Origin of the sequence: Shewanella sp. 10N.286.51.B2, from assembly GCF_041469265.1 — a bacterium.
Classification (GTDB): Bacteria; Pseudomonadota; Gammaproteobacteria; order Enterobacterales; family Shewanellaceae; genus Shewanella.
Map to the genome: position 1 here is coordinate 42,561 of NZ_JBFRKH010000035.1, position 10,227 is coordinate 52,787.

Annotated in this window: 10 protein-coding genes; 9 read left to right on the forward strand and 1 reads right to left on the reverse strand. The window is 41.0% G+C overall.

Annotated elements, in window-relative coordinates; translation table 11 throughout:
- Positions 1-38: 38 nt before the first annotated feature.
- Positions 39-746 carry a ribonuclease T gene (gene rnt / locus AB4140_RS09625; RefSeq protein WP_102440500.1) on the reverse strand — a complete coding sequence of 236 codons (708 nt, stop codon included), beginning with the start codon at positions 744-746 and terminating at the stop codon, positions 39-41.
- Positions 747-885: 139 nt separating this feature from the next.
- Here rnt and AB4140_RS09630 point away from each other — a divergent pair, with 139 nt between their 5' ends.
- The 9 genes from AB4140_RS09630 to ybgF all read left to right on the forward strand — a co-directional run bounded on the left by AB4140_RS09630 (position 886) and on the right by ybgF (position 9,984).
- Positions 886-1,755, forward strand: a complete 870-nt coding sequence (locus tag AB4140_RS09630; protein WP_102440501.1) for an OmpA family protein — start codon at positions 886-888, stop codon at positions 1,753-1,755.
- 637 nt (positions 1,756-2,392) lie between these two features.
- The gene (locus AB4140_RS09635) at positions 2,393-4,567 is read left to right on the forward strand and encodes a prolyl oligopeptidase family protein (protein ID WP_372000756.1); all 2,175 of its coding nucleotides are present in this window, start codon (positions 2,393-2,395) and stop codon (positions 4,565-4,567) included.
- Between the two features lie 279 nt (positions 4,568-4,846).
- Positions 4,847-5,248 (forward strand): tol-pal system-associated acyl-CoA thioesterase, encoded by a 402-nt coding sequence (gene ybgC, locus AB4140_RS09640; protein ID WP_102440503.1) that lies wholly within the window; start codon positions 4,847-4,849, stop codon positions 5,246-5,248.
- Entirely contained in the window at positions 5,238-5,927 is a 690-nt protein-coding gene (gene tolQ, locus AB4140_RS09645; RefSeq protein ID WP_076536823.1) for a protein TolQ, read from the forward strand. Before ybgC ends, tolQ begins: the two co-directional genes overlap by 11 nt.
- Positions 5,927-6,352, forward strand: a complete 426-nt coding sequence (gene tolR / locus AB4140_RS09650; protein ID WP_076536821.1) for a protein TolR — start codon at positions 5,927-5,929, stop codon at positions 6,350-6,352. Before tolQ ends, tolR begins: the two co-directional genes overlap by 1 nt.
- Positions 6,353-6,356: 4 nt before the next feature.
- Positions 6,357-7,289 carry a cell envelope integrity protein TolA gene (gene tolA, locus AB4140_RS09655; protein ID WP_102436501.1) on the forward strand — a complete coding sequence of 311 codons (933 nt, stop codon included), beginning with the start codon at positions 6,357-6,359 and terminating at the stop codon, positions 7,287-7,289.
- A gap of 9 nt (positions 7,290-7,298) precedes the next feature.
- Positions 7,299-8,627: a Tol-Pal system beta propeller repeat protein TolB gene (gene tolB / locus AB4140_RS09660; protein WP_102476132.1), complete on the forward strand. Its 1,329-nt coding sequence runs from the start codon at positions 7,299-7,301 to the stop codon at positions 8,625-8,627.
- A gap of 18 nt (positions 8,628-8,645) precedes the next feature.
- Positions 8,646-9,194, forward strand: coding sequence for a peptidoglycan-associated lipoprotein Pal (pal, locus tag AB4140_RS09665; RefSeq protein WP_102436493.1), 549 nt, complete (start codon positions 8,646-8,648; stop codon positions 9,192-9,194).
- A gap of 64 nt (positions 9,195-9,258) precedes the next feature.
- On the forward strand, positions 9,259-9,984 hold the full coding sequence (gene ybgF, locus AB4140_RS09670) for a tol-pal system protein YbgF (protein ID WP_102436491.1): 726 nt from the start codon (positions 9,259-9,261) through the stop codon (positions 9,982-9,984).
- The last annotated feature ends 243 nt before the right edge of the window (positions 9,985-10,227 follow it).

The window sequence follows — 10,227 nt, forward strand, 5'->3', positions numbered from 1 at the left end:
AAAGCTGTTATATTTTTGCAAACAGCTAACATGCATGACTACTGAGCTGTAGGTGTTATCGCAGTCACAGCACTGGTATCAAGCTCTGCAGAAGAATCTTCAGTGTCTTCTGCAACTGGCATAGGCCAGCCACCTAACGCTTTCCATCGATTGACGATATAGCAAAAAAGTTCAGCAGTACGTTCAGTATCATATAAGGCGGAATGCGCTTCTTTATTATCAAAATCAATGCCGGCCATTTTACAGGCTTTGGCTAATACCGTATGACCAATAGCAAGACCTGCAAGAGTTGCGGTGTCAAAGGTCGCAAAAGGGTGGAATGGCGACCGTTTTAAATCATTTCGCTCAATGGCTTTATTTACAAAGCCAATATCAAATGCTGCATTATGGGCAACGATAATACAGCGATGACAGTCAGCAGCTTTTTGCGCTTTTTTAACCATCTTGAATATTTCTAGAAATGCTTGTTTTTCGTCAATAGCACCACGTAATGGATTGGTTGGATCAATCCCATTAAATGCTAAGGCTTCTGGTTCAAGATTGGCACCTTCAAAAGGCTCGATATGAAAGTGAATGGTTTTATCCAATTCGATTACGCCATCATCATTCATTTTAAGGGTGGTGACAGCTATTTCTAGCAACGCATCAGTTGCAGCATTAAATCCCGCAGTCTCGACATCGATAACTACAGGGAAGTAACCTCTAAAGCGGTGTTTGAATTTGTTTGCGTCGCAGATATCGCTCATTAAAAACCTCATTCTTCATTCTGGCGGCTATTATGCTAAAACTGCGCCTCGGTGTCATGTTTGATCGGCGAATAATTCTGCTAAAGGAAAATTAAATACTGCCGATAAAAAATATGTGATCAGCAATCGGGATGTTTTTATGTGGCGTAAATTACTTTTAGTAAGCAGTTTTTGTTTTGTATCTTCAGCACAAGCTGATTTACAACAATATGTTGCGTCTCTTGATGACTCTATGTGGCGCCTAAGCGAAAATAGCCCGATAGAGTGTCGGCTTGAACATGACATCCCTGCATACGGCAAAGCTATTTTCACTAGTCGTGCTGGTAAAGACTTAAATTTGAACTTTAGTCTTGATATGTGGAATAAACCCGATCAAATCACCGAGGCGCAACTGATAAGTAAAGCGCCCCAATGGCGCCCAGGCGTTAATGCAAAAGAGATCACCACCTTAACTTACCATAAGCAGTTTAACGGTGAAGTGCCACGTAAAGCAGCTTGGTCGATGCTGACTGAATTAAGTAAAGGCATGCAGCCGACTTTTTATTATGCTGATTGGTATAACCGCACTGATAAAGTCGCGGTAGGGTTATCAGCAGCTAATTTTGGTGGTGAATATCGTCAATTCCGTTCTTGTTTGGCTACGCTATTACCTTATAGTTTTGACGATATCGCATTTACTGTACTTAACTATGAAGCAGGCGGCACCGCATTAACCCGTTTCTCTAAGCTTCAATTAAACCGAGTGCAGGAATACTTATCTTATGACTCTGATGTTGAGCTAGTGTTTGTTGACGCTTATACCGATAGTTATGGTGGGCGTTCGGTTAACCAAAGGGTATCGGATAGACGGGCCGATTCTGTGGCTGATTTATTAGTTGCCAGTGGCATTGAGCAAAGCAGAATCCATAAAACCGGTCACGGTGAAAGACGCCATGTTGCATCGAATCAACTCTCTGAAGAAAGAGATCGTAACCGTCGAGTAGTGATTAAAATTTCTAAAACGATTTAACCTACAGATGATAAATTTTCTAATTGGCTTAGTCGGGTGATTAGGCCTTTTTTGTCTTTACTATTTCTGTATTATTCTCGAAAAATAGGCAAAAAAATACCCGCTTAAAGTAAGCGGGCAAACAATTTGTATTCACAAATTCAAGGAAGGAAGTCAAGCATAAGAACCAGGGATAAGTTGAGGTATTGGGATACATCAACTAGAAGTTCTTGGTTTTCTATAACTCAGTAAGCTATGTCAACTTAATAAGCTATGTCCTGAAAACAAGGCGTATATTAGAGACTTTGCTCTAAGCTGACAAACTAGAAAAATTTCGACTTCGCATTAAAAAAACTAATGTGACTTTAGGTTGAGCTTTAGCGTTTAAGCACCCATTTATGAAGTAATAGCGCTATAAGTAAATGAATAATCATCTGGCGTGCATATTTAGTCGAAAGTGTGCGGTATTGGATGATAATCAATTGTTAAGTTATTCAATTAAAGTACCTGGCTAATTATTTTTATTCGAAATTATCTTGTGATAAGCCTATGAAATAGTCTTGTAATCCCTAAATAAATACAGATTTTCGCAATAATTATATTTTGAGGTATATTACTTTCAGGCATGAAGCCACAATGCAAAAGAAGGTTGCTTAAAATGATAATAAAAATGCCCTTATTACAGGGTTCACTACTCTCCATTGTCCTTGGAACTGCACTTACTGCTTGTCAACACGCACCAGACTCTACGGTAGAACAAGTCACAAGTACCACTAAATATTCTTATCCAAATACAGTCGAACAAGATTTGGTTGAAACACTACACGGTGTGAGTGTTGCCGATCCTTTCAGACATTTAGAGCAAAATACACCAGAAACTGAACAGTGGGTTAAACAACAACAAGATTTTGGTAGCCAGTATTTAAATAACATTAACAACAAGCAAGCTGTGGTTGATCGCATTACAGCATTATGGAATTTTGAGAAAGTGTCAGCGCCATTTGAAAATGGCTCAAATACTTTTTTCTATCAAAATGACGGGTTGCAGTCACAGTCTGTGTTGTATGTAACTGATAAAGCTGGCAATACCAAAGAATTACTTAACCCCAATACACTTTCTGAAAACGGTACCGTTGCGCTATCTGGTGTTTCGGTCAGTAATGACGGTAAAACACTGGCCTACGGCGTTTCAAAATCTGGATCTGACTGGCAGCAGTGGCAGTTCATTGATATTGCCTCAGGCGCAGCGCTGGCCGATAAACTGCAGTGGATTAAGTTTTCAACCGCCACGTGGGACGCCAATAACCAAGGTGTTTATTATTCTCGCTATGATGCACCAGCCGGTGGCGATGCACTTGCTGATGTCAATTTTAATCAAAAAGTGTATTACCACAAAATTGGTACCCAGCAAGCTGAAGATATACTTATTTATGAGCGCCCACAAAACAAAGATTGGGGCTTTGGGGCTGAAATAACCGAAAAGGGCGACTACTTATTAATAACTGTCTCTCAAGGCACTGATAGCCGCAATCGGTTCTTCTATAAGTCACTGCAATCTGCTGATGCTGAAGTGGTTGAGTTAATCACCGATTTAGAAGCTCAATATGTTTTCCTTGGTAATGATGAAGAGCATTTCTATTTTAAGACAGATTTAGATGCGCCAAATGGAAAAGTTATTGAGATAAATATTAATCGTCCAGAAAAAGCCCATTGGCAAACCATTATCCCTGAGTCTAGCGATCCCATTAACGATATTGCGATTGTCCATGATCATTTTGTAGTGAGTTACCTACATGATGTATTAGGTAAAGTATCGATATACGGTTTAAATGGCACCAAAAGGCAAGATGTTGCGCTTCCAGGTAAAGGCCGTGTTTTAGGACCATACGGAAAACGCAGTAAAGATTATTTCTATTTTGCCTTCAATAGCTATGTGCAACCGCAAACGATTTATAAATTTGATTTTAGAAGCGGTGAAACCAGTTTATATAATCAGCCTAAAGTTTCGTTTAATCCCGATGACTACGTTTCTGAGCAAGTGTTTTATACCAGTAAAGATGGCACCCGTATTCCAATGATGGTGTCTTATAAAAAAGGGGTAACCCTTAATGGCAACAACCCAACACTGCTCTATGCCTATGGTGGCTTTTCGATTTCGATGACACCACGTTTTAGCCCTGCAAATATTGCTTGGCTCGATATGGGCGGAATATATGCCGTTCCCAATATCCGCGGCGGGGCAGAATATGGCGAAAGTTGGCATCAAGCAGGCATGTTCGATAAAAAGCAGAATGTGTTTGATGACTATTATGCTGCTGCGGAATACCTGATTGATAATGGTTACACCAACAAATCAAAGTTAGGCGCTTATGGTCGCAGTAATGGTGGTTTATTGATGGGCGCGGTATTAACACAGCGACCTGATTTATTTGCCGCAGTACTGCCAGCGGTCGGTGTGCTAGATATGCTACGGTTTCAGAAGTTCACCATAGGTTGGGCCTGGGTCAGTGAATATGGCAGCGCGGATGTGGCTGAGCAATTCCCTGCATTATTAGCTTACTCTCCGTATCATAATGTCAAACCTGGGGATTATCCTGCCACTATGGTGATGACAGCAGATCATGATGACCGCGTTGTGCCACTGCATAGCTTTAAATTTGCTGCTATGATGCAAAAACATCAACAAGCAGACAAGCCGGTGATTATGCGTATTGAGTCCAATGCTGGTCATGGCTCTGGTAAACCTACTGCCATGAAAATTGATGAAGCTGCGGATATATACAGTTTCTTGTGGCACAGTTTTGGTTTAGCCATTCCCGCTAAAATTCATTAGTGATAATTTATGTTGAGATTACTATCTTGAAAGGCCTAGATTTACAGCCTATTCGTGATGTTAATCTCAATTTTTATGTTACCTAAATGTAACTGCGAAAGGCGCTAACATTAAACTTTATTCATTTGCCGCTAATATCTCTGCAAAAGCCATATTTTAATGCCAAATTAAGTCTTAAACCCTAAAATAATCCCCGTTTTGCTAGGTCGCTTTGTTCACAAGCGTGGTGGTACTCGGTATAGTAAGCCATCTTTTATTACGCAAAATTCACAATCGCTAATTATGTTTACATGGCCTATTTCTATTTATTATGAAGACACCGATGCTGGTGGTGTTGTTTATCATTCGAATTATTTAAACTTTTTCGAACGTGCTCGCACAGAGTGGTTAAAAGCTATGGGAATAAAGCAAACTGAATTGTTAGCTAATGACATTGCTTTTGTGGTGAAACATGCTGAGCTAGACTTTAAAGTTGCAGCAAGATTCGAGCAGAACTTAATTGTTGAATCTGAGCTGACAGAATTAAAAAAAGCTTCGCTGATATTTAAACAGCGATTGCTAGATGATAATGGTGTTAGCTATTGTGAAGCCACTATTGTTGTCGCTTGTATTGCTTTATCTCGAATGAGACCTAGGGCTATTCCATCCAATATTGTGCAGGAGTTTAATCGTGCAAGCTGAAATTTCTTTTATCGGTCTTTTTTTAGAGGCAAGTCTTCTCGTTAAGTTAGTGATGCTAACCTTATTATGTTTATCTATTGCCTCGTGGGCGGTAATCATTCAGCGCCGTAAATTGCTCAATTCAGCCCGCGCTAAATCAATAAAATTTGAAGATACTTTTTGGTCTGGTGTGGATTTGAATAAACTTTACAAAGAGTTGTCAATTCGTGGTGAATCATTGACAGGCCTTGAAGCATTATTTGTCGCAGGCTTTAAAGAGTACTCTCGCTTGAGTTCAGCAAACAGTAAGTCTCCTGAAGCTGTTATGGACGGCACATCAAGGGCTATGCGAGTCAGTTTATCCCGTGAAGTTGAAAAACTTGATACTCATTTACCTTTATTAGCCACAATCGGTTCAACCAGCCCTTATATCGGCCTGTTCGGTACAGTATGGGGCATTATGAATTCATTTATTGCATTGGGCACAGTAGAAAATGCCACTTTAACTATGGTAGCGCCGGGTATTGCTGAAGCTTTGATCGCGACAGCTATGGGGTTATTTGCTGCTATTCCAGCTGTTATTGCCTATAACCGTTTCTCGACACAAGTAGAAAAACTTGAAATGGCCCACGTTAACTTTATGGAAGAATTTTCTAACATATTACAACGCCAAGCCTACAGCGAGAAGGAATCGGTGTAATGTATCAACGCAAGCGCCGCCGTCCAGTTGCCGAAATTAATGTTGTACCCTATATCGACGTAATGTTGGTGCTGCTTATTATTTTTATGGTGACAGCGCCAATTGTTTCACAAGGCGTAAAGGTGGAACTACCTCAAGGTAAAGCTGAACCATTATCGGCAGAAAGCAAACCGCCTATCGTTGCCTCAATTGATGAGTTTGGTGAATACTTTCTGAATGTGGGCAGCGGATCAAATAACGATCCACTCTCATTGGATGAAATTTCAGTGCAAGTGGGTGCAATGATCCAGCTTGAGCCAGAAAGACCTGTAGTTGTAAAAGCCGATCGTCGCATAGCATATGAAAACGTGATTCAACTCATGGTCAGCTTACAAGGTGCGGGTGTGCCTGCGGTGGGCTTAATGACTGATTCGCCTGAGGAGTAGTTTGGTGGCTGTTAAATCTGAATTAACTTTACCCGTTGTTATTTCTGCCGGCATTCATATTGGGGTAATCGTGGTGCTTGCTTTAGGCATTAGTTTTGAAGATAAACCTAAACATTTACCACAAACTCAATCTGAACCCATCGTTCAGGCCGTTGTGGTTGATCAGCAGCGTATTAATGACCATGCTGAAAAACTTAAACAACAACGAAGCGATGCCGAGCGAAAAGAAAAACAACGTCAAGCTGAAATCGATAGGCAAGCGCGCAAAGCTAGAGAAGAAGTGCGAAAAGAACAAGAACGTATTAAGCAGCTTGAAATTCAACGTAAGCAAAAAGAGCAAGAAACCATAAAAGCCAATAATGCCGCTAAGGCTGCGCAGCAAAAAGAAGCTGCAGAAAAAGCCAAAGCAGAAAAGGCCGCTGAACTTCGTAAACAGCAAGAAGCGCAGCGTATAGCTGCAGAGAAAAAAGCTGAAGAAAAGCGCCAGCGTGAAGAAGCTGCAGCTGCTAAAAAGCGTGAAGAAGACAGAAAACGTAAAGAAGAAGCTGAACGTAAACGTAAAGCCGAAGAGGCTGAGCGTGCTCGCCAGGAAAAAGAAATGGCAGATGCAATGGCTGCTGAGCAAGTTGCCTTATCTGCAACCCGTAATAAACAGGTTGTATCTGAGGTAAACAAGTATACCGCGATGATTAAATCAACTATCCAACGTAATTTGGTTGTTGATGAGTCAATGCGTGGTAAAAGTTGCCGCGTGTTAATTCGATTAGCGCCAGATGGCTTTGTTACCGCGAGTCAAACATTAAGTGGCGATCAAGTTGTTTGTCGTGCAGCGAAAGCTGCGATAAATAAAGCAGGGCGGTTACCGGTTTCTTCTGAAGCTGATGTGTATAACAAAATGAAAGAAATTAATTTAACCGTATCACCGGAATTTAATTAAAGGGGTCACATGAAGATTTTGGCAAAATGGTTAACACTATTTGTAGTTCTTGTAAGTAGCAGTGCGAATGCCGCATTAGATATCGTTATTACTGAAGGTGTTGATGCTGCAAGACCTATCGCGGTTATGCCGTTTGTATGGCAAGGTACAGGGCCAGCACCTGAGCGTATCAGTGATGTGGTGACCAGTGACTTAGCTCGCAGTGGCACATTTAGTCCGCTTGATGCGCGCAGTTTACCGCAAGCAAATATCAGCACTGTGAAAGAATTTACCTCTCAAGTGTGGAATTCAACGGCATCTGAAGCGTTATTAGTGGGCTCAATTAAGCCTTATGGCAATAATCAATATTTGGTGAGTTTTGATCTGATTGATTTAGTCAAAGCCCAGCTACAAACTGATAAAGGCCCAATGAAAAACAGTGAACTACTGCTTGAGAGCCGTGAAACTGTTATCAGTGAAGCGCAGTTTAGACAATATGGTCACCGCATTAGTGACATTGTTTATGAAAAACTAACCGGTATTCGTGGGGCGTTTTTAAGTCGAGTCGCTTATGTTGTCGTTAAACAAGGTGAAAAATCTCCTTACCATTTGATGATTGCCGACTATGATGGTTATAACGAGCAAATGTTACTTCGCTCGCCAGAGCCGTTAATGTCACCAAGTTGGTCACCAGATGGCAGACGTTTAGCTTATGTGAGCTTTGAAAACCGTAAAGCGGAAATCTTTGTGCAAGATATTTATACCCAAGAGCGTACTAAAGTCAGTTCTCATCAGGGTATTAATGGCGCACCGAGTTTCTCACCAGATGGTAAAAAGCTTGCTGTGACACTATCTAAGGATGGTCAGCCTGAAATTTACGTAATCGATATTGCCAGTAAAGCGATAAAGCGCATTACTAATCATTATGCTATCGATACTGAAGCATCGTGGATGCCAGATGGAGAGTCACTTATTTTTACCTCTGAGCGCGGCGGAAAACCGCAAATTTACCAAGTGAAACTCAGCACAGGTAAAATTTCACGTATGACCTTTGAAGGCGAGTGGAACTTAGGTGGCACGATCACTCCAGATGGTCGCAGTATGATTTTTGTAAACCGTACTAACGGAAAATACAATATTGCACGAATGGACTTGCAAACCCGTTTTATGCAAGTGCTGACATCAACGACCCTTGATGAGTCGCCAAGTATTGCACCAAATGGCACCATGGTTATTTATGGTACTACACACCAAGGCAAGCAAGTGCTCGCTGCGGTGTCTATGGATGGACGATTTAAAGCAAGATTACCCGCAGGTCAAGGTGAAGTTAAATCACCAGCCTGGTCACCATTTTTATAATATTAATAAGGATTTCCAATGAATCTGAATAAGTTGTTTAAAGCTATGTTAGTTGTTGTACCTGTTATGGCATTAGGTGCATGTAGCACAACTTCAGAATCTGAAACCGATGCAAGTGGTTCTACAAGTGGCTCAACCACAACTACTGGCGGTGAATACGGTTCTGGTGGTGTTGAAACAGGAGGCGTTGCACCAATCTTAACGCCTGAAGAGCAACAACGCGTAGAGCAAGAAGAATTACGCGCTCAAAATATCATTTATTTTGATTTTGACCGCAGTGAAGTACAAAGCGAAAACGCTGCCATTATTCAAGCTCATGGCAATTACTTAGTTGAGCATCCAAATGTTCGTGTATTAATTGAAGGTCATGCTGATGAGCGTGGTACACCTGAATACAATATTGCTTTAGGTGAAAGACGCGCTAAAGCTATTGCGAAATACCTTCAAAGTATGGGTGTACAACCAAGTCAAATGAGTGTTGTTAGTTATGGTGAAGAAAAGCCATTAGATTTCTCTCGAAGCGAGAGTGGTTTTGCTAAAAACCGTCGTGGTGTTTTAGTTTACTAATCATCGCGGTTGAACTGACGTAATAGGAAGGCCAGCACTTGTTGGCCAGTTTAGGAGTTTATTGATGAAACATGCTGTTTTATTTGCTGCAATGTTTTTTGCTGCTGGTGCCACTGCTGCGCCAGCGCCGGTGCAAGATCTTGCTGGTGGTTCAAATGACGATCGTATATCTCGTCTCGAGCGTATCATTAAAGCAAAACAACAAACGGAATTTGAAGCGCAGCAGCGTTTAGATACTTTGCAACGTGAAGTGTTAGATTTGCGAGGCATTACTGAGCAGCAAGACTATCAAATTAGTCAAATGTTACAGCGTCAACGTCAGTTGTATGAAGAAATTGCTAATTTATCAGCTAGTGCCGCGGCGACTACGGTTACCGTTGCTGAAAATAATGCCGCTTCAGCAGGCCCATCTAGCTTAGGTGAAACTGCAAGTTACGAGCAAGCGGTGAATTTAGTGCTTAAAGAGCGTAAGTACGATGAGGCTATTCCTGCTTTTAGTGATTTTATTAAGCAATACCCTGATTCCACTTATGCAGCAAATGCAAATTATTGGTTAGGGCAACTGTTGTTTAATAAAGGTACCTTTACTGAAGCGAAGCAAGCTTTTGATGCAGTGGTCACTAAATATCCTAATTCTAATAAGCGTGGTGATAGTTTAGTTAAGTTAGGCATGATTGCTGAAAAAGAAGGTGATAAAGCTACCGCAACTGCTTTTTACAATCGAGTGCTTAAAGAATACACAAATAGTGCATCGGCACGTTTAGCACAGCAACAATTGTCTGCGTTGTAACCCTAATTTAACCTAAAAACAGCCTCTTAGTTTGTTTTTAGTGCAAACGGCAAAAAAACGCTAAATTGCGCTTGCATGAGCAAATGAAAAAGGTATTATAGGCGCCCTCAGAACGGAGCGACGTTCTGGGGGCATTTGAATGAGTTAGATTAACTTATTTTGATGGCAGATTGATTGAATACTATTTATAGGCTTCAATTATTCTGAAAGCTTTAAGATGGGACGTTAGCTCAGTTGCTTGTT

What these genes read in the sequence shown, in the direction of transcription:
- tolR (WP_076536821.1), top strand. Translation starts at nt 5,927, where the DNA reads ATGTATCAACGCAAGCGCCGCCGTCCAGTTGCCGAAATTAATGTTGTA.
- AB4140_RS09635 (WP_372000756.1), top strand. Translation starts at nt 2,393, where the DNA reads ATGATAATAAAAATGCCCTTATTACAGGGTTCACTACTCTCCATTGTC.
- rnt (WP_102440500.1), bottom strand. Translation starts at nt 746, where the DNA reads ATGAGCGATATCTGCGACGCAAACAAATTCAAACACCGCTTTAGAGGT.
- AB4140_RS09630 (WP_102440501.1), top strand. Translation starts at nt 886, where the DNA reads ATGTGGCGTAAATTACTTTTAGTAAGCAGTTTTTGTTTTGTATCTTCA.
- ybgF (WP_102436491.1), top strand. Translation starts at nt 9,259, where the DNA reads ATGAAACATGCTGTTTTATTTGCTGCAATGTTTTTTGCTGCTGGTGCC.
- pal (WP_102436493.1), top strand. Translation starts at nt 8,646, where the DNA reads ATGAATCTGAATAAGTTGTTTAAAGCTATGTTAGTTGTTGTACCTGTT.
- tolB (WP_102476132.1), top strand. Translation starts at nt 7,299, where the DNA reads ATGAAGATTTTGGCAAAATGGTTAACACTATTTGTAGTTCTTGTAAGT.